The sequence below is a fragment of the Streptomyces sp. NPDC008079 genome, from assembly GCF_042957385.1.
Taxonomy (GTDB): domain Bacteria; phylum Actinomycetota; class Actinomycetes; order Streptomycetales; family Streptomycetaceae; genus Actinacidiphila.
In genome coordinates this window covers 92,164-112,848 of the sequence record NZ_JBIBIC010000019.1, presented here as the reverse complement: position 1 = coordinate 112,848, position 20,685 = coordinate 92,164, and the positions used below count along the sequence as shown (strand labels likewise).

The window sequence follows — 20,685 nt, the reverse complement described above, 5'->3', positions numbered from 1 at the left end:
CTGTCGTCTTTCGGGCCCGGCGGCCCCGGCGCCCCGCTCCCGCGAGGGGCTCTGTGCTTTCGCCGCGTATGCGGAGGACGGCCGCTCCAGGGGCGCGCGGAACCGCGCGCTCGGCCGGGAATCGCGTGCGGGCCGTCACAGCTGGCCCCAGCGGCGGATGGTGGGGGCGACGCGCTGGACGCCCTGGCGGTAGGCGGTGCGGGCGGAGTTGCGGACGAAGTCGCGGACCGCGCGGCGGACGGGGCCGGGGTCGCGCGGGGCGAGGCCGCCGACGGGTTCGCCCTTGGGGTCGAGGCCGTGGCGGGCGAGGACACCGGGGAGGTAACCGGGGGCGGTGCGCAGCGTGTAGTACGGCGTGATCCTCGGCAGTTCGGGTTCGGCGAGCAGTGCCTGGACGCGGGCGCGCAGGGCGGCGAAGGGCGCGAGGGCGGCGACGCCGTGGGCCGCGGTCCAGTCGGGGTGGGCGTGCGGCACGTGGCCGTCGTCCAGTTCGTCCCAGGAGGCGAAACAGCCGGAGCCGAGGAAGTGGTGGTTGCCGAGCGATTCGCGGATGCCGAGGTCGGTGAGGATCGCGGTCGGGATGCCCCGGTGCAGCGATTCGAGCGCGGCGGTCGAACTGACCGTGACCAGCAGGTCCGTACGGTCCAGGACCTCGGCCATGTTGCCGTAGACCAACTGGAGGTTGTCCGGCGGATCGAGGGCGGCGACCAGCTTCTGGTACGGGTGTTCCTCGATGTGCGTGGTGTGCTCGCCGGGCTTGCTGCGCAGCTTGACCAGCACCTCGCGCTCGGTGTGCCGCCGCGCGTGGTCGACAGTGCGGCGCAGCAGGTGCGTCCGGTCGGCCCGGCCCTCGGGCGCGGACGGCTGCACGGCGAAGGTGACGGTGAACGGCCGCTGGTCGTCGGGCCGGTACGGCTCGCCGCCGAGGAACGGCAGCGCGGTCTCGACGATGCTCGTGGTGCGGTAGCCGACGCCTTCGTACACGTCCCTGAACCGCCGTGCGTCGTCGGCGCTGTTGGCGAGGACGACATCGGCCCCGGCGCGCAGCAGCAGACCGTCGGCGAGCTTCTCGTATACGACGCCGACGTATCCGGTGACGACCAGCGGTCGCTGCGGGCGGCCTTCCCAGGCGCGCGCGAAGCCGTGCAGGAGCGCCTGGACGGTGCCGCCGACGCAGGAGATGACGACCACGTCGCAGCTCTCCTCGTCGATGTCGGCCAGCATCTCGGCGGCGGTCGCCTCCTCCATGGAGTCGGCCGGAATACCGAGTTCCGCCAGTTGGCGGGGCGTGGGGGTGGCCCGGCCGCGCAGCAGCCGCGCGTCGAGTCGGGCCTCGGGGTCGATCCGGCGCGCGGTCAGCGCACCCCACTTCCACCGGGTGTCCGAGTCGGCGATCACAGTGACCCGCAATGGGCCGGGCTTACGTTTTGGCACGGCAAGACCTTAGGAAGCCGTTGAGTTCATCGTGCTAATTGGCGACCAACAGCAGGTAAACATAGAGCCGCCACTTAGCCGTCTGCCGTGGATAGGCCAGGAGTTCTCCGACCGGCAGAAGAGCCCGTGCGGGGCCTGCTTCATCGCTCCGACATCTGCCGTTTACCCAGATGTACGCTCGACGCAAAGCAAAAGGACAGGCAAACGCCCTAAGGTACGGCGGGTGGTCAAGCTCACCGTTATCGTGCCCTTTTTCAATGTGCAGCAATTCGTGCCCGACGCGCTGCGCAGTCTCCGTGCCAATGCACGCTCGGATTTCGAGTTCCTGCTGATGGACGACGGGTCGACCGACCGGACTCCGGAGCTTCTGGAGCAGGGGGTCGGCTCGCTGCCCGGCGCACGGATCATCCGGCGTGACCACACCGGGGTGGCGAGCCTGCGCAACGCGGGCATCGACGCGGCCAGGGGGACGTATCTGACGTTCCTCGACGGCGACGACTGGATGGCCCCGGGCTATCTGCCGCAACTGGTGCGGGCGATGGAGGAGTTGGACGTCGACTTCATCCGTACCGACCATGTGCAGTGCACCGGCAGCACCCGCAACATCATCCGGGCGCCGTACGGCCGCCGCGGTCAGCGGCTCGACCCGCGCGCGACGATCCTGCCCGCCGACCGCCCGACGCTGGTCGACTACCCGTACTCCTGGGCGGGCGCCTACCACCGGCGGATCGTGGACGAGGGGCTGCTGCACTTCCCCGAGCACCTGCGCACCGCCGAGGACCGGCCGTGGATCTGGCGGCTGCACCGCGAGGCGAAGTCCTGCGCGGTGCTGGGCCTGCTGGGCGTCTACTACCGGCGCGGCGTGGCCAGTTCGCTCACCCAGATCGGTGACATCCGGCAGCTCGACTTCGTCCGCTCCTTCGACCAGGTCATCGCGGAGATCACCGCGGACCGGGACGCGGAGCTGTTCCTGCCCAAGGCGGTCCGCACCTACTGCGCGATCATCGCCCACCACCTCGACAACATCGACCGCTTCGAGCCCGTGCTGGCCCGCAAGCTCAAGGCGATCAGCGCCGCCGCGCTGAACCGGCTGCCGCACGACGTGCTCACCGACGCGCTGGACTCGATGGACCTGGAGCGCAGTGTGAAGATCCGCCGCCTGCGCTGGCGGGTGCCGGTAAGGACCGACGGCCTGGACGCCGATCCTTACCCGGAGCTGTCGCCCGCCGCACGGCGCACCGCGGCCTCCGCCTCCCCGGCCGCCGGAGCGGGGGCGGGCGCCGCGAAGCCCGAGGCCGACGACGATCCGGACGCCACGGACAACGGATCGGCGGTCGCGTGATGGCACGTACCACTCAGCTCTTCATGGCCTCCACGCTGTACGGCGCCGCCACGCTGGCCGCCGGCCTGGACTCCGGGTCGTTCCCGCCCGCCGACCGCCGCATCCTGGTGGTCAGCAACAACGCGTCGGTGCCCGAGACCAATCCGGGGCTCGACCAGGCCCCCGGCTTCGAGGTGCTGCGCGACCGCTTCGACCGCATCGTGTCGTGGAACGAGACGATCACCCCGCTGCACCCGGGCGGCTGGGTCCCGCGCCCGGACGACGTGCCGCTGTGGGAGCGGCATCTGCGGATGCTGTGGAGCCTGGGCGACGACGCGGTGGAGCTGATCGTCGAATCCCTCCAGGTCGCGCCCGCGCTCTCCTTCGTGCAGGTCTTCACCGGCGCCCCGATCAGCGTGTACGCGGACGGCCTGATGTCGTACGGCCCGACCCGCAACAAGCTGGGGCTGCTGGTCGACACCCGGATCGACCGGCTCTACCACCTGGACCTGGTGCCGGGGCTGCGTCCGCTGCTGCTCTCCGAGCACGGCGTGGAGCCGCAGGTGGTGCCGACCGAGGGCTTCACCAAGGTGCTCTCCGAGGTCGCGGAGGGCTCCGCCGACCTCGCCGAGGAGCATCTGGCGGACGTGCCGGAGGGCGCGGCGCTGCTGCTGGGCCAGTACCTGTCGGCGCTCGGCATCCTCTCCGTGGCCGAGGAGGAGGAGCTGCACCTGTCGATGGTGCGCGGCGCCGCCGCCCTCGGGCACCGCGCGATCGTCTTCAAGCCGCACCCCACGGCGCCCGCGCACTGGACGGAGCCGCTGCGCGCCGAGGCCGAGCGGCTGGGCGCGAGGCTGACGGTGCTCAACACGCCGGTACTGGCCGAGGTGGTCTACCAGCGGGCCCGCCCCGCGCTGGTTGTCGGCTGCTTCTCCACCGCGCTGCTGACCGCGTCGGCGCTGTACGGCATCCCGGTGGCCCGTACCGGCACCAAGCTGCTGCTGGAGCGCCTGTCGCCGTACCAGAACAGCAACCGGGTGCCCGTGACGATCGTGCACGCGCTGCTGCCGGACCTGGCGGACGCCTCGGCCGTACGGTCCTGGTCGTCGCCGTCGCCCGAGCGGGTGGCGGCGGAGCTGACGCCGCTGCTGCACGCGGTGGGCTTCTGCATGCAGCCGAAGGCGTACCCGAAGCTGCGGGCCGGGGCGGAGGCGTATCTGACGGGTCATCTGAGCGCGGCGACCTGGCCGTACTTCAAGCGGCGGCGGCTGACCTCGCTCGGGCTGCCGGGCGCGGTACCGGCCCGGCTGGCGTTCGTGCCGCGCAATCGGACGGTCCGCAGGGTGGCCCGCAGGGCGCGCGCCCTGAAGAAGGCGACCATGGGGTGACATCCCTCACGATCGCCGCCGGTGGGGCATTCGCCCCTTTACCGGCGGCGTCGGACGGCGCATCGTGGAGGACTTCCGGGGGCCGCACCGGCCTGAGGGGCCGTACACCCACACGATGAGGACCGACACCGTGAGCGACTTCGCCGCACCCCGCCCGCACACCGAGCCCGGCACCGGCACGGGCGGGCCCAAGGACCGCAAGCACCTCATGGAGCAGGTGCTGGGCTGGACGCTCACCGTGCTGGTGGCGATGCTGATCACGCAGATCCACCTGCTCTGACGGCGCTCCCGGGGCCCGCGTGACGGTGTCGGCGGGCCCGGACGCGGATCAGAAGGCGTCCGTGGGGACGTACGTGCCCCAGATCTCCCGCAGCGCGTTGCAGACCTCCCCGACGGTGGCGCGGGCCCGCAGCGCCTCCTTCATCGGGTAGAGGACGTTGTCGGTGCCCTGCGCGGCCTTCTGGAGGGCCGCCAGCGCCGCGTCCACGGCGTCCTGGTCGCGGCCCGCGCGCAGGGCCGCCAGCCGGGCGGCCTGCTGGGCCTCGATGGCCGGGTCGACGCGCAGCGGCTCGTACGGCTCCTCCTCGTCGAGCTGGTAGCGGTTCACGCCGACCACCACGCGCTCGCCCGAGTCCGTCTGGAGCGCGATCCGGTACGCGCTGCGCTCGATCTCCGACTTCTGGAAACCGTTCTCGATCGCCGCGACCGCGCCGCCGAGGTCCTCGACCTTCGCCATCAGCGCCAGCGCGGCGGCCTCGACGTCGTCGGTCAGCTTCTCCACCACGTACGACCCGGCGAAGGGGTCGACGGTCGCGGTCACGTCCGTCTCGTACGCCAGCACCTGCTGGGTGCGCAGCGCGAGCCGGGCGGACTTGTCGGTGGGCAGCGCGATGGCCTCGTCGAAGGAGTTGGTGTGCAGCGACTGCGTGCCGCCCAGCACCGCCGCCAGGCCCTGGACGGCCACCCGTACGAGATTGACCTCGGGCTGCTGCGCGGTGAGCTGCACACCGGCGGTCTGGGTGTGGAAGCGCAGCATCAGCGACTTCGGGTTCTTCGCCCCGAACTCCTCGCGCATCACCCGCGCCCAGATGCGCCGCGCGGCCCGGAATTTCGCGACCTCTTCCAGGATCGTGGTGCGGGCGACGAAGAAGAACGACAGGCGGGGCGCGAATTCGTCCACGTCCATCCCGGCGGCGACGGCGGTGCGCACGTACTCGATGCCGTCGGCGAGGGTGAACGCGATCTCCTGCGCGGGCGAGGCACCGGCCTCCGCCATGTGATAGCCGGAGATCGAGATGGTGTTCCACTTCGGGATCTCGGTCCTGCAGTATCCGAAGATGTCCGCGATCAGCCGCAGGGACGGCTTGGGCGGGAAGATGTACGTGCCCCGCGCGATGTACTCCTTCAGCACGTCGTTCTGCACCGTGCCGGTCAGCGCGGACGCCTCGATGCCCTGTTCCTCGGCGACGAGCTGGTACATCAGCAGCAGGAGCGCGGCGGGCGCGTTGATCGTCATCGACGTCGACACGCGGTCCAGCGGGATGCCGTCGAAGAGGACCTTCATGTCCTCGACCGAGTCGATCGCCACACCGACCTTGCCGACCTCACCGTGCGCGATCACCGCGTCGGAGTCGTGGCCCATCTGGGTGGGCAGGTCGAAGGCGACCGACAGGCCCATCGTGCCGTTGGCGATCAGGCCCTTGTAGCGGGTGTTGGACTCCGCCGCCGTGCCGAAGCCCGCGTACTGCCGCATCGTCCAGGGACGGCCGGTGTACATCGACGGGTACACACCGCGGGTGAACGGGAACGCGCCCGGCTCCCCCAGCTCGGCCGCGGGATCCCAGCCCTCCAACACGCCCGGCCCGTAAACGGGCTCGATCGGCAGTCCCGACTCCGACTCGCGTGTCATCTTCACGCCTCCGTGTGCTGCTGAATGGCTGTGTGGCTGGCGTAACGGACTGTAGCGGCGGCCCTGCGTGCGGTGCACCGCGGCGGCCTGGGACCTTCCTCACAGTCTTCCCCGCGGTTCGCGCAACCGCACGGCCGGGAATCGATGTCTAGGGAAGAACAGGAAGCACGAGCGGGGGGACGCAGGGGATGAGGACGATGACGGGGACGGGCAGCAGATCGCCGCTGGCGGTGGCCGCGGCGGTCGTGACGGCGGCGCTCTCGACGGCCGTGCTGGCGGGCTGCGGACCGCAGGACACCGGGGCCTCGGGCAAGGACAGGCCGCCGGCCACCTCGGCCGCGCCGTCGCCGACCGCGACGACCGCGCAGCCGTCGTCGGAGCCGCCGGCCACCACCGCGCCCCCGACGACATCGGCCGCGCCCACCACGACCGCACCGGCCTCGCCGACGGCTCCGGCCACGACCGCGCCGCCCGTCGTCCCCGCCGTGATCGCCACCGGCTCGACCAGCGCCAAGGTCCGCGAACTCCAGGCCAGGCTCGCCCAGCTCCACCTCTTCAGCCAGTCCCCCACCGGCTACTACGGCACCGTCACCCAGCACTCGGTGAGCGACTTCCAGGAGCGGCACGGCCTGGCCATCACCGGCCGCGTCACCCAGGACACCTGGACGAAGCTGCGCTCGCTGACCCACGCCCCGACCCACAAGGAGCTGTACCCGGTCGCGCCGCCCAAGCCCGCGGGCAAGCTCGACCCGCGCTGCATGACCGGCCGCGCCATGTGTGTGAGCAAGACCACTCGCACGCTGTCGTGGGTGGTCGACGGCAAGGTCAGGGCCACCATGGACGTCCGCTTCGGGTCGCAGTACACCCCGACTCGCGAGGGGCTCTTCCACGTCACCTTCAAGAGCCGCGACCACGTCTCGACGCTCTACAACACGGCGATGCCGTACGCGATGTTCTTCAGCGGCGGCCAGGCCGTGCACTACTCCTCGGACTTCGCGGCCCGCGGCTACGCGGGCGCCTCGCACGGCTGTGTGAACGTACGGGACAAGGCGGCGGTCTCCGCGCTGTTCGACCAGGTCAAGGTGGGTGACAAGGTCGTCGTCTACTGGTGACGCGGGCAGCGTCGATCCGTGTGGTGACGGGCGCGGCCGGGCAGGGGGAATGCGCCCGGCCGCGCCCTTTGCACGGACCCCGATACGGGGAGAACCGGGGTCCGCAGGACCGATGACCAGTCGGTCCACTTCCTACAGCGCACCGGCACGCGGAAGTGTCACCTGGCCGCACCCGCCCCGGCCGTCCCATGATTCGTCGGAGGGGTCGGCGGCCGGGGCCGCGGGCCCCGGAAGCGCCCCGCGCGGCGCCGTACCGAGCCCCGCGGGTCGCGTCACAGGGCCTTGGAGGTCGAGAAGGTCACGCCGACGTGGTCGGCGTCGGCGCGCGGGTCGTCGTCGTGTTCGAGGAGTTCGGCCAGGCGGCGCAGGCCGCGGTGGGTGGCCATCCGGACGGACCCGGCGCGCTTGCCGAGGACGCGGGCGGCGCTGGTGGAGTCCAGGCCCATGACGACGCGGAGCAGGACGGCCTCGGCCTGCTCGCGCGGCAGGGCGGCTATCGCGGCCAGGGCGCGGTCGGTGGCGACGGCGTCCAGCGCCTCGCCCGCGGTGTCGGCCCGGTCGGGGAGCTGGACGAGTTCGTCGACCCCCGCGCCGGAGACGGGCCGCCGGGCGCGGGCACGGATGTGGTCGAGCGCGCGGTTGCGGGCTATGCGCGCCGCCCAGCCGCGCACCGAGTCGCCCGCGCCGCGGAAGTTGGGGAGGTCGCGGGCGATCTGCAACCAGGTCTCGGAGGCGACGTCCTCGGCGTCCACCGGTCCGACCAGGCTGCGGACGTATTGCAGCAACTGCGGTTGCACAGCGCGGTACACGACGCGGAACGCGGCTTCGTCCCCGCGCTGCGCCCCGGCTACCGCGGTCTCCAGGTCCACCTCTGGCCCCACCCCCTCGAACACTCGCCCCATCCTGCCTCATGTGGGAGCGCTGACACTTTTGAACCATGGGAGCGGTGACACTTTTGAACGGGGATACGCCGTACAAGACGGCGGCCGGGGACGCTCCTGTGGGGGGAGGCGGCCCCCGGCCGTCGTCAACTTCCCCCACGCAGTCCCCTCATGAACGGTCGTTGAGGAGTCCTCCGATGTCATTGGACCGCCTCCTCGACGGGCTCCCGGGCGGACTGCCGCCGGGACGGCTGGTCCCCGGCTCCGCGCCGGGACTGTGGCTGAGCGACGAACCCGTGGTCGCACCGGGCCGGTTGTGGGCCCGCTACCAGGCGCAGCAGGAGGAGACCGGCTGGCGGCCGGTGCTGATGGCGTGGCCGTGCGCGAACGGTTTCGGGCACCGCGCGGCCGAGATCGACGCGGTGGACGCGGAGGCGTCGCTGCGCGAGTCGTGGGGGACGTACCAGGAGGCGCGGTCGCTGCTTCCGCCGCACCCGGCGATCGACGAGGTGTGGCCGGACGACGCGGCGGCGCTGCTGGCGGCCGACCCGGGGCCGCCGTTCACCGCCTTTCCCGGGCTCGCCGCCGCCTCGCCGCCGCATCCCGGCCCTTCGCCCGACGCGGTGGCGCGCGCGGCCGTCGGGCAGATGCTGCACTACTTCACGACCCGTTTCATCGCGCACATCGCGCTGGTCCGCGCCGAGCGCAGCGCCGACATCCCGGCGCTGGCGGGCTGGGAGACCGAGGCGCCCGCGCTGGAGCTGTCGGCGCTGCTGCGTACGTGGGAGGACCGGTTCGGGGCGCGGGTGATCGGCTTCGAGGGCTCGTCGGTCTTCGTGTCGGTGGCCTCGCCGCCGCTGGCCTCCGCGCACGCCGGGCACGTCGCGCTCGAACACGTGCTGACCGGGGCGTCGAATCTGAACGACGGGACGTTTCCGTTCCCCGACTACGCCGAGGCGCTGCGCGGGGAGCGGCTGTGGTCGTTCTGGTGGGACTAAGCGGCGCCGGGCCGGGGCGGGCCGACGGGGGGCGCGTCAACGGGGGCGGGCCGACGGGGGTCGCGTCAACGGAGGGCGCGTCAACGGGGGGCGCGTCAACGGAGGGCGCGCCGCCTCACGTACGAGTGAAGTTCAAGGTCCCGTCGGACATGTTCGAACCGGCTGCCCCTAAAGTGGGAGCACTCCCCCTGCCGTACCTTCCCTAGCCGAAGCCGTACCGAATCCGCACCTGTCGTACCGCCGTGCCGATTCCGTACCCCCGGTCCACCCGATCCAGGAGCCCAGCGCTGTCCAGCGACACCCCGCCCGAGGGGCTGTATCTGCTCAACCGGGCCCCCTCCCTGGTCGCGGAGGCGGCGCTGCGCACCTGCTGCGGCAGCCATCGCTGGGCCCGCCGGGTGGCCGCGCACCGGCCGTATCCGACGGTCGAGGCGCTGCTCGCCGCGGCCGACGAGGCGGCGTACGACCTGACGTCGGGCGATCTCGCCGAGGCGCTGGCAGGCGAGGCCACCACCGCGCTGCCCGACCGCGGCGGCCTGACCGTGCACACCGCGCTGCGGGCCGCGAACGCGGCGTACGAGGCGAAGTTCGGCCACGCCTTCGTGATCGCGCTGACCGACCTGGACGACCCCGACGACCCGGCCGCCGCCCTCGACCTGACGCTGGCGAGCCTGCGCCAGCGCCTGGGGCACGACGAGGACGAGGAGTCGGTGGCGACGGCCGAGCAGCTGCGCCGGATCTGCCGCGCGCGGCTGCTGCGACTCGCGGACACCGGTGGGCATCTGGCCGAGTCCGGCCCGCGAAAGACCCCCGCCGGTTCACCCGACCGTGCGGGATCGATCACACCTGGCCTACCCCGCGGTCCGGAGCCGACATCGCGTCGCTACGATGGCCGGGGCCGGTGGACCGTACCCGGCCGGGCGTGACCGACACCGAAGCCGGCACCCCTCGCCCCGCTCCCGGAGGGTTTTTTCCGTGCCGGCTGGAACGCTGTACCGCGGCCGGGAAGGCATGTGGTCCTGGGTGGCTCATCGAGTCACCGGTGTCCTCATCTTCTTCTTCCTGTTCGTCCATGTCCTCGACACCGCCCTGGTGCGGGTCTCCCCCGAGGATTACGACAAGGTCGTCGCGACCTACAAGACCCCCATCGTCAGCCTGCTGGAGTACGGCCTCGTGGCCGCGATCCTCTTCCACGCGCTGAACGGCCTGCGGATCATCGCGGTCGACTACTGGACCAAGGGCCCGCGTTACCAGAAGCAGATGCTGTGGACGGTGCTCGGCCTGTGGGCTCTCCTGATGGTCGGCGCGATCTACCCCGTCCTCGGCCACGCCGCACGAGTCCTGTTCGGGAGCTGACCGCACATGTCCACCGAAATCACTCCCGCGGACGCGGTCGAGCTGACCGGCTCCAGCGTCACGTACAGCCCGGACAACCCGGCCCCGGTCATCGAGCCGCCGCGCGCCCGCACCAAGCGGACCCCGCGCAGCTCCCGCACCAACTTCGAGCTGTACGGCTGGCTGTTCATGCGGCTGTCCGGTGTGGTGCTGGTCGTCCTGGTCCTCGGCCACCTGCTGATCCAGCTCGTGCTCGACGGCGGTGTCACCAAGGTCGGCTTCGCGTTCGTCGCGGGCCGCTGGGCCTCGCCGTTCTGGCAGGGCTGGGACCTGGTGATGCTCTGGCTGGCCATGCTGCACGGCGGCAACGGCCTGCGGACCGTCATCAACGACTACGCCGAGCGGCCGAACACCCGCATCTGGCTGAAGACGCTGCTGTTCACCGCGACGGCGTTCACCATCGTGCTCGGTTCGCTGGTGATCTTCACCTTCGACCCGAACATCCGCTAACGCGGCCGACACGGCCATCACCGCCAAGCCGCGAAGCCGCTGACGCCAAGCGCTGAGCCAGGGCTGGAACAGGGAAGCGACCCCCATGCAGATCCACAAGTACGACACCGTCATCGTCGGCGCGGGCGGCGCCGGCATGCGCGCGGCCATCGAGGCCACCAAGCGCAGCCGCACCGCCGTTCTGACCAAGCTGTACCCGACCCGCTCCCACACCGGCGCCGCCCAGGGCGGCATGGCCGCCGCCCTCGCGAACGTCGAGGAGGACAACTGGGAGTGGCACACCTTCGACACGATCAAGGGCGGTGACTACCTGGTCGACCAGGACGCCGCCGAGATCCTGGCGAAGGAGGCCATCGACGCGGTCCTCGATCTGGAGAAGATGGGCCTGCCGTTCAACCGGACGCCCGAGGGCCGGATCGACCAGCGCCGCTTCGGCGGCCACACCCGCAACCACGGCGAGGCCGCGGTGCGCCGCGCCTGCTACGCCGCGGACCGCACCGGCCACATGATCCTCCAGACGCTGTACCAGAACTGCGTCAAGGAGGGCGTGGAGTTCTTCAACGAGTTCTACGTCCTGGACCAGCTCCTGGTCGAGGTCGACGGCGTCAAGCGCTCCGCGGGCGTGGTCGCGTACGAACTGGCCACCGGCGAGATCCACGTCTTCCAGGCGAAGGCCGTGATCTACGCGTCGGGCGGCACCGGCAAGTTCTTCAAGGTGACGTCGAACGCGCACACCCTGACCGGTGACGGCCAGGCCGCGGTGTACCGGCGCGGGCTGCCGCTGGAGGACATGGAGTTCTTCCAGTTCCACCCGACGGGCATCTGGCGGATGGGCATCCTGCTGACGGAGGGCGCCCGCGGTGAGGGCGGCATCCTCCGCAACAAGGACGGCGAGCGCTTCATGGAGAAGTACGCGCCGGTCATGAAGGACCTCGCCTCGCGTGACGTCGTCTCCCGCGCGATCTACACCGAGATCCGTGAGGGCCGCGGCTGCGGTCCCGAGGGCGACCACGTCTACCTCGACCTCACGCACCTGCCGCCGGAGCAGCTCGACGCGAAGCTGCCGGACATCACCGAGTTCGCGCGGACGTACCTGGGCATCGAGCCGTACACCGACCCGATCCCGATCCAGCCGACCGCGCACTACGCGATGGGCGGTATCCCGACCAACGTGCAGGGCGAGGTGCTGAGCGACAACAGCACCGTCGTGCCGGGCCTCTACGCGGCCGGTGAGGTCGCGTGCGTGTCGGTGCACGGCGCGAACCGGCTGGGCACCAACTCGCTGCTGGACATCAACGTCTTCGGCCGCCGTTCCGGCATCGCCGCCGCCGAGTACGCGCACGCGCACGACTACGTGCCGCTGCCCGACGACCCGGCGTCGCTGGTCGAGGCGCAGGTGGAGCGGCTGCGCGCGTCCACCGGCACCGAGCGGGTCTCGGTGATCCGCACGGAGCTGCAGGAGTGCATGGACGCCAACGTGATGGTGTTCCGCACCGAGCAGACCATCAAGACGGCCGTCGAGAAGATCGGCGAGCTGCGCGAGCGCTATCTGAACGTGGCGATCCAGGACAAGGGCAAGCGGTTCAACACCGACCTGCTGGAGGCCGTCGAGCTGGGCAATCTGCTCGACCTGGCCGAGGTCATGGCGGTCTCCGCGCTCGCCCGCAAGGAGTCGCGCGGCGGTCACTACCGCGAGGACTACCCGAACCGCGACGACGTCAACTTCATGCGGCACACGATGGCTTACCGCGAGGTGGACGCGACCGGCGTCGAGTCGATCCGCCTCGACTACAAGCCGGTCGTGCAGACCCGCTACCAGCCGATGGAGCGTAAGTACTGATGAGCACCCCGACGCTCGACAAGCACTCGGCGGCCCTCGACGCCGCCGAGGTGACCGACGCACACCTGATCACGATCACGCTGCGGATCCGCCGGTTCAACCCGGAGGTCGCGGCGGACGCGGAGTGGGTCGACTACCAGTTGGCCATCGACCCGAAGGAGCGCGTCCTGGACGCGCTGCACAAGGTCAAGTGGGAGATCGACGGCTCGCTGACCTTCCGCCGCTCGTGCGCGCACGGCATCTGCGGGTCCGACGCCATGCGGATCAACGGCAAGAACCGGCTGGCGTGCAAGACGCTGATCAAGGACATCAACCCGGACAAGCCGATCACGGTCGAGGCGATCAAGGGCCTGACCGTGCTGAAGGACCTCGTGGTCGACATGGACCCGTTCTTCCAGGCGTACCGCGATGTGATGCCCTTCCTGATCACCAAGGGCAACGAGCCGACCCGTGAGCGCCTTCAGTCCGCCGAGGACCGTGAGCGCTTCGACGACACCACCAAGTGCATCCTGTGCGCCGCGTGCACGTCGTCCTGCCCGGTCTTCTGGAACGACGGCCAGTACTTCGGCCCCGCGGCCATCGTCAACGCCCACCGTTTCATCTTCGACTCCCGCGACGAGGCGGGTGAGCAGCGCCTGGAGATCCTGAACGACAAGGACGGCGTCTGGCGCTGCCGCACCACCTTCAACTGCACCGACGCGTGCCCGCGCGGCATCGAGGTGACGAAGGCGATCCAGGAAGTCAAGCGCGCCCTGATCACCCGCCGCTTCTGACCCCTGCGTCCCCAAGGGCCCGCCCCGACCGGTCGTCTCCGGCCACGGGCGGGCCCTTTCGCGTGCCCGTACGCGGGTCCCTTCGCGATCCCCTTCGCGCGCGCTAGCCCGCGGTCCCGGCCGCGTCGTGCTCGGTGAAGATCTCGCGGGCTGCCGTGACGCCGTTGAGGGCGGCGGGGAAACCGGCGTAGCCCGCCATTTGGGTGAGCGTTTCGACGACTTCGGTGCGGGTGCCGCCGAGGCGCAGGAAGGCGCGGATGTGGATGCGGAGCTGGGGGGCGGCGGTGCCGAGGGCGGTGCAGATGGCGATGGTGAGGAGTTCGCGGGTGACGAGGTCCAGGCCGGTGCGGCAGTAGATGTCGCCGAAGACGTGCTCGACGATGTAGCGGCCGAGGTCGGGGGCGATGTCGTCGAGGGTGGCCACGACGCGGACGCCGTCGGGGCCGTCGACGGTGCGCAGGGCGTCCAGGCCGCGTTCGTAACGGCCGCCGTCGACCGGTTCCTTGACGACCGGGTCGTCGTCGGCCGGATGGTCCGCGAAGACCTCGCGGGCGGCGCCGAGGGCGTTGAGCGCGGCGGGGAAACCGGCGTAGACGGTGGTGTGGATGAAGGTCTCGACGATCTCGCGCCGGGTGCAGCCGACGTTGAGCGCCCCGGCGATGTGGAAGCGGAGCTGCGGGGCGGCGTTGCCGAGGGCGGCGAGCGCGGCGACGGTGGCGAGCTGCCGCTGCCGCGGGGTGAGGCCGGGGCGTGACCATATGTCGCCGTAGCCGAACTCGATGGTCATCCGGGCCAGGTCGGGGGCGATCTCCGCGACCGAGTCGAGCAGGGCCGGGCGCTCGTCGCCGGTGACCGTGCGGAGGGCGGCCAGGCCGCGCGCGTACCGGTCGTCGGCGGGAGCGGATTCGGCGCGGTCGGTGGGGTCGGAGCCGTCTGCGGGGGTCATGACGACGACGCTAGGGGTTGGAGTCGACTCCAGCGCAAGTCCCACGCCAGCTCAGCCCGTGCAGTCGCGTCTGCCGTCCCCGTTCCCCTCGGCCGCCAGCATCACCCGCCGCAGCAGGTCGGAGAGCGTGCGCCGTTCTGCCGGGGTCAGCACGCCCAGCAGCCGGCGCTCCTCCTGGCCCTGGAACTCCAGCGCCCCGAGCCACGCCTGCCGCCCCGCCTCGGTGAGTTCGACGTCGACCCGGCGGCGGTCGGCGGCCGACGGCGTACGGCGTACGTACCCGCGCCGCTCCAGGCCGTCGAGGCGGCCGGTGATGGAGGCGGGGGCCATCTTGAGGTCGGCGGCGAGTTCGGAGGGAACGGTACGGCCGCCGCGCCCGGCGAGCGTGTGCAGCGTCTCGTACTCGTGCTTGTGCAGGCCGTGGTCGACGAGCGAGCGCTGTTTGACCCTGCGGATGTGGTCGGTGAACAGCATGGCGCGAGTGGCGGCGCCCTCGACGTCGGGGTCGAGGTCGGGCAGTACGGGCTGCCAGCGGGCGACGTGGCCGTCGGTCCAGTCGTGCGGGGTGGGCATGGGCCGATCCTATGCCTACCCACCGGAGATACGTCGGTGCCGAAATATTCGTTGACGAAATGTTCGACGCCGAAATACCTTGTTCGCCGTGACCACCCCGCCCCCGCACGAAGACCGGCACGACGACCCGCGCGACGAACGGCACGACGGCCTCCGCGACGACCGGCACGACGCCCCCCGCGACGGCTCCCGCCAGGACCCCGTCGCCCCGCCCCCCAAGCCCCGGCACCCGCTCCGGCACCGCTCGTTCCGCCTGCTCTTCTTCGGCCGGACGCTCTCCGCCCTCGGCGACGCCGTCGTCCCGGCCGCGCTCGCCATCGCCATCAGCCGCGCGACCGGCTCGGCGTCCGCGCTCGCGGTCGTGCTGGGCTGCGCGATGGTGCCGCGCCTCCTGCTGCTGCCGGTCGGCGGCGTGATCGCCGACCGGTTCGACGCGCGCAAGGTCGCGCTCACCACCGACCTCGTCCGCTGCGCCGCGCAGATCTTCGTCGGCCTCGAACTCGTCGGCGGCGACCCGAGCATCCTGGTCCTCGCGGTCGCCGAGACCGTCGGCGGCGCCGCCTCCGCCTTCGCCATCCCGACCTCCGCGCCGCTGGTCGCGGGCACCGTCGAGGAGGACGGCCTGCTCCGCGCCAACTCCCTGATGGCGTCCGCCGCGAGCGCGACCCGGCTCGGCGGCCCCGCGCTCGCCGGACTGCTGATCTTCACCGCGGGGCCCGGCTGGGCGTTCCTGCTGGACGCCGCGTCCTTCGCGGCGAGCGCGGCGCTGCTCACCCTCGTCCGGGTGCGCCGCACCCCCATCCCGCGCCGCTCGATGCGCGCCGACCTCGTCCAGGGCTGGACCGAGGTCCGCGCCCGCGACTGGTACTGGACCAGCCTGATCGCCCACGCGGTGTGGAACGGGGCCGCCGCCGTCCTGGCCACCCTCGGCCCGCTGATCGCGCACCACCGGCGCGGCGGCGACGGCATGTGGGTGCTGATGCTCGAAGCGGGCTCCGTCGGCCTGCTGACCGGCTCGCTGCTCGCCTCCCGCGCCCGGCTGCGCCGCCCCGTGCTCACCGGCAATCTGGCCCTGACCAGCTACGCGCTGCCGCTGGTCCTGCTCGCCGCCGACGCCCCCGCCGTGCCCTTGATCGTCTCCTACGGCCTCGCGCTCGGCGCGCTCGGCTTCTTCAACCCGGTCTGGGAGTCCTACGTGTTCAGCTCGGTGCCCGCCGGGGTGCTGGCCCGCGTGACCTCGTACGACTGGCTGCTCTCGCTCGCCGCGATGCCGGTCGGATACGCGCTCGCGCCGCTCGCCTGCGACGCCTTCGGACCCGCCGTGCCGCTGTACGTGGCGGCGGCGCTGGTCGGCGCCCTGTGCCTGGGGACGGCGGCCGTCCCCGGTGTGCGGCACGCGACGACGGTGACCGACGCCCCCAGCAAGCGGGCACCGGTCACCGTCTGATCACCCCGTGGGGGGAGCTGTCGGGAACCCGCGGACTACGCGGTACGGCGGCGGTTGCGCGCGGTGAACAGCACCGCGCCGCCGAACGCGACGGCGCCGACCGCAATCGCGCCGATCAGCCGGGTCGCGCCCGCGCCGGTGGCGGGCAGCGAGGCGTTGCCCGCGCCGCCGGACACCGCGCCGGAGGACCCGGCCGATCCGGTGGTCCCGTTGGGGCCGGAAGAACCGGCGGTGGCCGAGGCGTTCGAGGCCGACGTCTTGACCACGAGCGCGACCGAGTTGTTCGCCGCGTTGTGGTCGAAGGGCAGCTCGATCCGGTTCGGCCCGGTCGTCAGCAGCGCCGCCTCGCCCCGGTGCACGCCGGTGGACGTGACGCGCAGGGTGAGCGGGAAGTCGTACGACTTCCCGCTGTAGAGGGTGACCGGGCGCTCGACGTCGGACTCCGTGTCCGACGCGCAGCGCAGGTACCGCTTCGCGGTGTCGCGCGGCGCGCACGTCACGGGCCACTCCACGAGTGCGGTGCCGTCGGGCACGCGGACGTCGAAGCGGGTGACCGGCGTGAAGTACTTGAGCGGGTCGATCGAGGCGGGTCCGTGGTTGTCCACGTGCACGGTGAGCTTGACCTGCGCGCCGTTCGCACCGGTGACCTCGGGCGCGGAGATCCCGAAGTCCGCGGTGTTGGTGACCGTGAAGTCCGCGCCGCCGTACGAGGTGTCGTTACGGCCGTCCGCCCCCGGGGTCCCGCCGGGAACCGGCACCAGGTGGAGGGCGGGCCCGGTGCCCGGCTCGCCCGCGGGGTGCGCGGTGGCCTCCTTCGGGGTGAACGCCGTGACGTCCACGCTCTCCGCGTAGGCGTCCGCGTTCGCCTTCATCGAGACGGTGTCGCGCACGCCGTAGCTGGCGCCGGCGGCGAGCGGCTGGTCGATGGCGCAGCGCGCCACCGTACGGTCCACGCCCTGCCGCGGGTCGCGGGAGGTGTCGTACAGGCAGTTGGAGAAGCGCTCGACCGGGGTGAGGCCGTGCGACCACCGCAGCTCCAGTTGGACCGAGGCGACATCGGCGTTGCCCTCGTTGGTGACGGTGACCGGCACGTCGCCGTTCGCTCCGGGGGCGAGGGTCGTGGCCGCCGCCCGGCCGACGACGAGGGACGGGCCGTCGGCCAGCGTCACCGTCGGCTTGAAGGTCTGCGTCTTGCCGTTGGTGTTGCGGTGGCTGACGCTGAACGACCCCTTGGCCCCGGCGGCCACGCCCGGCAGCGGCCGGATCTTCACCGCGACGTCGGGCAGGTCGAGCTGCCCGACCGGCGCGCCGGGCACGGTGCAGACGGCGTCGGCGCCGGTCACCGTACAGCCCTGCGGCCAGACGACCTCGGCGACGTTCTTCATGCCCGCCGCGGAGAAGGTCAGTCGCTGTGCGGGGACGGCCACGTTCGGGTCGTGGTGGAACATCGTGACCGCCATCGAGCGGGTGACCGGTTCCGCCCCGGCCGCCGTGGGCGCGAAGGTCACGTCGTAGGCGCGCAGGCCCAGGTCGATCGAATCGGCCGGCGCGGTGTCCGCCGGCGGCCCGTCGGCTGCGAAGGCCACGGCTCCGCCGCCGAGCGTCAACACCCCGGCCGCCCCAAGGGCCAGCGCCGCCGGGCGCAGCCGTCCGGTGAATGCGCGACCTCGCATGGTGTCTCCCCGTCACTTCGAGTGGTGGTTCGTTGTGGGGAGTTGGACGGCCGATGTCGCACAGGGGTTGTACGGGTTTCCGTTTGTTATAGATTTGGTCAAGTAGCGGCGGGGACAGTGGACTTCGCACCGGTTACCACCGTCTCCTGGCCCCTCGCCGCGTCCGCCGCCGGGTCCTCGCCGACCGCCGTCCCCGCGCCCACCGTCGGCAGCGTCACGCAGACCGTGAGGCCGCGGCCGGGCGCCGTCTCCAACGCGACCGTGCCGTGGTGCGCCTGGACGACGGCCTGCACGATGGCCATGCCGAGGCCCGCGCCGCCGCTGTCGCGGGCGCGTCCTGCGTCGGCGCGGAAGAACCGGTCGAAGACGCGGGCCGCGTCCCGCTCGCTCATACCGGGACCCGAATCGGTGATCCGCAAGAGCAGTTTCTCGCCACGCGCGGCGACTTCGACGCTGGCCGGGGAGCGGGCCGGGGTGTGCACCCGCACGTTGCTCAGCAGATTGCCCACGACCTGCCGCAACGCGGCCTCGTCGCCGAGGACTTCGGGCAGCGGTCCGCCGTCGCCCCGGCAGTCGGGCACCATCAGCGTCAGCGGCCGTTCCGGCTGCTGCGCGGCCAGGTCGGCGGCGGCGTCGCGGACCAGCCGGGACAGGTCGACGGCGCCGTGCGGCAGCGCGGGCCGGTCGTCGAGCCTGGCCAGCGCGAGGAGTTCGTCGACCAAGCGGCTCATCCGCAGCGCCTCGGAGCTGACCCGGCTCAGCGCCCGCTCCTTCTCGTCGGCGTCGAGCATGCCCTTCTCGTAGAGCTGGAGGTAGCCGCGCACCGACGCCAGCGGGGTGCGCAGCTCGTGCGAGGCGTCGGCCAGAAATCGACGCAACTGTGTGGTGGCGCGCTCGCTTTCGGTCACGGCGGTCTCGATCTGCTGGAGCATCGCGTTGAGCGCGCCGCTGAGCTGTTCGACCTCGCTGGAGCCGTGCCGCGCGGTGCCGATCCGCCGCCCGAGGTCGCCCCCGGCGATGGCGGACGCGGTCTCCACCATGTCCTCCAGCGGGCTCAGCCGCCGCCTGGCCGCGGTCAGCGAGCCGGTGGCGAGCAGCGCGAGCAGCACCACGCCGACGACCGATTCGACGATCAGCAGATTGCCGATCGCGTGCTTGACGCCGCTGAGCCGTATGCCCTTGACCACGATGGTGCCGTCGGAGAGCCGGATCGCGACCACCCGGTACTCCATCGAGCCGGTCTTCACGGTCTTCGCGCCGCCGCTGCGGACCAGCCCCGCCGGGTCGGGGATCGCCTCGGCGAGCCGCCGCTGCTCGGAGCTGACCGGAATGGTGCCGTCCTGGCAGACGGCGGCGGGCTCGCCGCGCCGGTCGAGCATGACGAACAGATCCTGCTGGAACGCCACCGCGATCGCCGAACTCCCCTGCCCGCCGCCCCCGTTCTGCTCGCCCTGCCCGCTCTGCAGGAGGTCGGCGAGCTGGCAGAGCCGCCGCACCATGTCCGCGTCGATCGAGGTCTTGGCGAGCGAGGACTGCGAGCCCTTCAGCGAGTCGTCGATCTCGCCGACCAGCACCATGTACGTGGCGGCGATGCTCGCGCAGGCCGCGAGCAGCAGACCGACCGCGAGGAAGGTCACGTTGGCGATCGTGAAGCGCCCGCGCAGCGAGTGCGGGCGGGGCCACAGGCCGCACTTGTTCACCTTCACACCGCTCCCCCGACCGCGGCGGCGCCCGGTTCCGCCGCGCGCAGCCCGTATCCGATCCCCCGCCGGGTCTCGATCAGCGGCGGCCCGAGCCGGTCGAGCTTGCGCCGCAGATACGAGATGTACGTCTCGACGACCGTGGACGAGACGGCCGTGTCGTACTGCCAGACGTGCTGGAGCAGTTGCTCCTTGGTGACGATCCGCCCGGCGTTGCGCAGCAGGTGCCGCAGCAGGTTGTACTCGGTGGGCGTCAGCTCGACGGGCTGCCCGCACCTGCGGACGGTGTACGTGGCCTCGTCCATCTCCAGGTCGCCGTGGCGCAGGACGCGCCCGTCGGCTCCCTCGCGGCGCCGGGTGCGGCGCAGCACCGCGTGCACGCGGGCCACCACCTCGTCGACGCCGAACGGCTTGGTGATGTAGTCGTCGCCGCCGAGCGCGAGCCCGGCGACCACGTCGCGCGGGGCGTCCCGCGCGGTGACGAAGATGACGGCGAGGTCGTCGGCGTCGGTCTCGGCGGCGCGTTCCTGGCGCAGCGCGCGGCAGACCTCCCAGCCGCTGCCGTCCGGCAGCATCACGTCGAGCAGTACGAGGTCGGGCCGGTGTTCGCGCGCGGCGGCCAGCGCCTCGCGCCCGGTCGCGGCACTGTGCACCGTGAAGCCGTTGTATTTCAAGGTGATGCGCAGGATGTCCGCGATCCCCGGTTCGTCCTCCACGATGAGCACGGTGGCGTCCATGCCCACCAGTATCCGCACTCCCCCCGCGACCCCGTCCCGGCCGGAACTTTGGAGTTCCTTGAGAGAAGCGGGATCGGCTTGGCGGTCGGCGCGACAGCCACGGAGGCT

The 20,685-nt window shown here is 71.9% G+C and carries 20 protein-coding genes; 11 read left to right on the top strand and 9 right to left on the bottom strand.

Features of this window, described 5'->3' with window-relative positions:
• Positions 1–135 precede the first annotated feature (135 nt).
• Positions 136–1,434 carry a DUF6716 putative glycosyltransferase gene (locus ACFZAM_RS30300; RefSeq protein WP_355336883.1) on the bottom strand — a complete coding sequence of 433 codons (1,299 nt, stop codon included), beginning with the start codon at positions 1,432–1,434 and terminating at the stop codon, positions 136–138.
• Between the two features lie 223 nt (positions 1,435–1,657).
• Between ACFZAM_RS30300 and ACFZAM_RS30295 the strand changes: the two genes are divergently transcribed.
• The 3 genes from ACFZAM_RS30295 (at position 1,658) to ACFZAM_RS30285 (ending at position 4,423) form a co-directional block, all read left to right on the top strand.
• On the top strand, positions 1,658–2,776 hold the full coding sequence (locus ACFZAM_RS30295) for a glycosyltransferase (protein WP_391050505.1): 1,119 nt from the start codon (positions 1,658–1,660) through the stop codon (positions 2,774–2,776).
• The gene (locus tag ACFZAM_RS30290; protein ID WP_355336881.1) at positions 2,776–4,143 is read left to right on the top strand and encodes an alpha-2,8-polysialyltransferase family protein; all 1,368 of its coding nucleotides are present in this window, start codon (positions 2,776–2,778) and stop codon (positions 4,141–4,143) included. Before ACFZAM_RS30295 ends, ACFZAM_RS30290 begins: the two co-directional genes overlap by 1 nt.
• A 115-nt stretch (positions 4,144–4,258) precedes the next feature.
• Entirely contained in the window at positions 4,259–4,423 is a 165-nt protein-coding gene (locus ACFZAM_RS30285) for an SCO1431 family membrane protein (protein ID WP_355336880.1), read from the top strand.
• A 48-nt stretch (positions 4,424–4,471) separates the two neighbouring features.
• On the opposite strand, the gene ACFZAM_RS30280 is transcribed toward ACFZAM_RS30285, so the two are convergent.
• A complete protein-coding gene (locus tag ACFZAM_RS30280) occupies positions 4,472–6,052 on the bottom strand; it encodes a methylmalonyl-CoA mutase family protein (RefSeq protein WP_391050503.1) in 1,581 nt (526 codons plus the stop codon).
• Positions 6,053–6,200: 148 nt separating this feature from the next.
• Complete coding sequence (locus tag ACFZAM_RS30275; protein WP_355336878.1) at positions 6,201–6,566, bottom strand: hypothetical protein; 366 nt, start codon at positions 6,564–6,566, stop codon at positions 6,201–6,203.
• Between ACFZAM_RS30275 and ACFZAM_RS30270 the strand changes: the two genes are divergently transcribed.
• Positions 6,538–7,164: a L,D-transpeptidase family protein gene (locus ACFZAM_RS30270; protein ID WP_355336877.1), complete on the top strand. Its 627-nt coding sequence runs from the start codon at positions 6,538–6,540 to the stop codon at positions 7,162–7,164. The two genes, ACFZAM_RS30275 and ACFZAM_RS30270, sit on opposite strands and share 29 nt — an antisense overlap.
• Before the next feature lie 272 nt (positions 7,165–7,436).
• On the opposite strand, the gene ACFZAM_RS30265 is transcribed toward ACFZAM_RS30270, so the two are convergent.
• The gene (locus tag ACFZAM_RS30265; protein ID WP_317452472.1) at positions 7,437–8,057 is read right to left on the bottom strand and encodes an RNA polymerase sigma factor; all 621 of its coding nucleotides are present in this window, start codon (positions 8,055–8,057) and stop codon (positions 7,437–7,439) included.
• 185 nt (positions 8,058–8,242) lie between these two features.
• Here ACFZAM_RS30265 and ACFZAM_RS30260 point away from each other — a divergent pair, with 185 nt between their 5' ends.
• The 6 genes from ACFZAM_RS30260 to ACFZAM_RS30235 all read left to right on the top strand — a co-directional run bounded on the left by ACFZAM_RS30260 (position 8,243) and on the right by ACFZAM_RS30235 (position 13,501).
• Positions 8,243–9,043 (top strand): DUF4253 domain-containing protein, encoded by an 801-nt coding sequence (locus tag ACFZAM_RS30260; protein WP_355336876.1) that lies wholly within the window; start codon positions 8,243–8,245, stop codon positions 9,041–9,043.
• 242 nt (positions 9,044–9,285) lie between these two features.
• On the top strand, positions 9,286–9,969 hold the full coding sequence (locus tag ACFZAM_RS30255) for a 2-oxo-4-hydroxy-4-carboxy-5-ureidoimidazoline decarboxylase (protein WP_355336875.1): 684 nt from the start codon (positions 9,286–9,288) through the stop codon (positions 9,967–9,969).
• Positions 9,970–10,018: 49 nt separating this feature from the next.
• Entirely contained in the window at positions 10,019–10,399 is a 381-nt protein-coding gene (sdhC, locus tag ACFZAM_RS30250) for a succinate dehydrogenase, cytochrome b556 subunit (protein ID WP_188279402.1), read from the top strand.
• Between the two features lie 6 nt (positions 10,400–10,405).
• The gene (locus ACFZAM_RS30245; RefSeq protein WP_355336874.1) at positions 10,406–10,888 is read left to right on the top strand and encodes a succinate dehydrogenase hydrophobic membrane anchor subunit; all 483 of its coding nucleotides are present in this window, start codon (positions 10,406–10,408) and stop codon (positions 10,886–10,888) included.
• 85 nt (positions 10,889–10,973) lie between these two features.
• Positions 10,974–12,728, top strand: a complete 1,755-nt coding sequence (gene sdhA, locus ACFZAM_RS30240; RefSeq protein ID WP_391050500.1) for a succinate dehydrogenase flavoprotein subunit — start codon at positions 10,974–10,976, stop codon at positions 12,726–12,728.
• The gene (locus ACFZAM_RS30235; RefSeq protein ID WP_355336872.1) at positions 12,728–13,501 is read left to right on the top strand and encodes a succinate dehydrogenase iron-sulfur subunit; all 774 of its coding nucleotides are present in this window, start codon (positions 12,728–12,730) and stop codon (positions 13,499–13,501) included. The genes sdhA and ACFZAM_RS30235 overlap by 1 nt, the downstream gene beginning before the upstream one ends.
• A 103-nt stretch (positions 13,502–13,604) precedes the next feature.
• On the opposite strand, the gene ACFZAM_RS30230 is transcribed toward ACFZAM_RS30235, so the two are convergent.
• Both ACFZAM_RS30230 and ACFZAM_RS30225 read right to left on the bottom strand, forming a co-directional pair.
• Positions 13,605–14,447, bottom strand: a complete 843-nt coding sequence (locus ACFZAM_RS30230) for a carboxymuconolactone decarboxylase family protein (RefSeq protein WP_391050498.1) — start codon at positions 14,445–14,447, stop codon at positions 13,605–13,607.
• Between the two features lie 51 nt (positions 14,448–14,498).
• A complete protein-coding gene (locus tag ACFZAM_RS30225) occupies positions 14,499–15,020 on the bottom strand; it encodes a MarR family transcriptional regulator (protein WP_391050496.1) in 522 nt (173 codons plus the stop codon).
• Positions 15,021–15,108: 88 nt separating this feature from the next.
• On the opposite strand from ACFZAM_RS30225, the gene ACFZAM_RS30220 reads away from it, so the two are divergent.
• Positions 15,109–16,467 (top strand): MFS transporter, encoded by a 1,359-nt coding sequence (locus tag ACFZAM_RS30220; protein WP_391050495.1) that lies wholly within the window; start codon positions 15,109–15,111, stop codon positions 16,465–16,467.
• 35 nt (positions 16,468–16,502) lie between these two features.
• Here ACFZAM_RS30220 and ACFZAM_RS30215 read toward each other — a convergent pair whose 3' ends face one another.
• From ACFZAM_RS30215 to ACFZAM_RS30205, 3 genes are all read right to left on the bottom strand, one after another.
• Positions 16,503–18,140 carry a hypothetical protein gene (locus ACFZAM_RS30215; protein WP_391050494.1) on the bottom strand — a complete coding sequence of 546 codons (1,638 nt, stop codon included), beginning with the start codon at positions 18,138–18,140 and terminating at the stop codon, positions 16,503–16,505.
• Positions 18,141–18,238: 98 nt separating this feature from the next.
• Positions 18,239–19,846: an ATP-binding protein gene (locus tag ACFZAM_RS30210; protein WP_391050493.1), complete on the bottom strand. Its 1,608-nt coding sequence runs from the start codon at positions 19,844–19,846 to the stop codon at positions 18,239–18,241.
• Positions 19,843–20,577: a response regulator gene (locus ACFZAM_RS30205; RefSeq protein WP_391050492.1), complete on the bottom strand. Its 735-nt coding sequence runs from the start codon at positions 20,575–20,577 to the stop codon at positions 19,843–19,845. Before ACFZAM_RS30205 ends, ACFZAM_RS30210 begins: the two co-directional genes overlap by 4 nt.
• Positions 20,578–20,685 lie beyond the last annotated feature (108 nt).

What these genes read in the sequence shown, in the direction of transcription:
- ACFZAM_RS30290 (WP_355336881.1), top strand. Translation starts at nt 2,776, where the DNA reads ATGGCACGTACCACTCAGCTCTTCATGGCCTCCACGCTGTACGGCGCC.
- ACFZAM_RS30285 (WP_355336880.1), top strand. Translation starts at nt 4,259, where the DNA reads ATGAGGACCGACACCGTGAGCGACTTCGCCGCACCCCGCCCGCACACC.
- ACFZAM_RS30280 (WP_391050503.1), bottom strand. Translation starts at nt 6,052, where the DNA reads ATGACACGCGAGTCGGAGTCGGGACTGCCGATCGAGCCCGTTTACGGG.
- ACFZAM_RS30260 (WP_355336876.1), top strand. Translation starts at nt 8,243, where the DNA reads ATGTCATTGGACCGCCTCCTCGACGGGCTCCCGGGCGGACTGCCGCCG.
- ACFZAM_RS30245 (WP_355336874.1), top strand. Translation starts at nt 10,406, where the DNA reads ATGTCCACCGAAATCACTCCCGCGGACGCGGTCGAGCTGACCGGCTCC.
- sdhA (WP_391050500.1), top strand. Translation starts at nt 10,974, where the DNA reads ATGCAGATCCACAAGTACGACACCGTCATCGTCGGCGCGGGCGGCGCC.
- ACFZAM_RS30235 (WP_355336872.1), top strand. Translation starts at nt 12,728, where the DNA reads ATGAGCACCCCGACGCTCGACAAGCACTCGGCGGCCCTCGACGCCGCC.
- ACFZAM_RS30230 (WP_391050498.1), bottom strand. Translation starts at nt 14,447, where the DNA reads ATGACCCCCGCAGACGGCTCCGACCCCACCGACCGCGCCGAATCCGCT.
- ACFZAM_RS30225 (WP_391050496.1), bottom strand. Translation starts at nt 15,020, where the DNA reads ATGCCCACCCCGCACGACTGGACCGACGGCCACGTCGCCCGCTGGCAG.
- ACFZAM_RS30215 (WP_391050494.1), bottom strand. Translation starts at nt 18,140, where the DNA reads ATGCGAGGTCGCGCATTCACCGGACGGCTGCGCCCGGCGGCGCTGGCC.
- ACFZAM_RS30205 (WP_391050492.1), bottom strand. Translation starts at nt 20,577, where the DNA reads ATGGACGCCACCGTGCTCATCGTGGAGGACGAACCGGGGATCGCGGAC.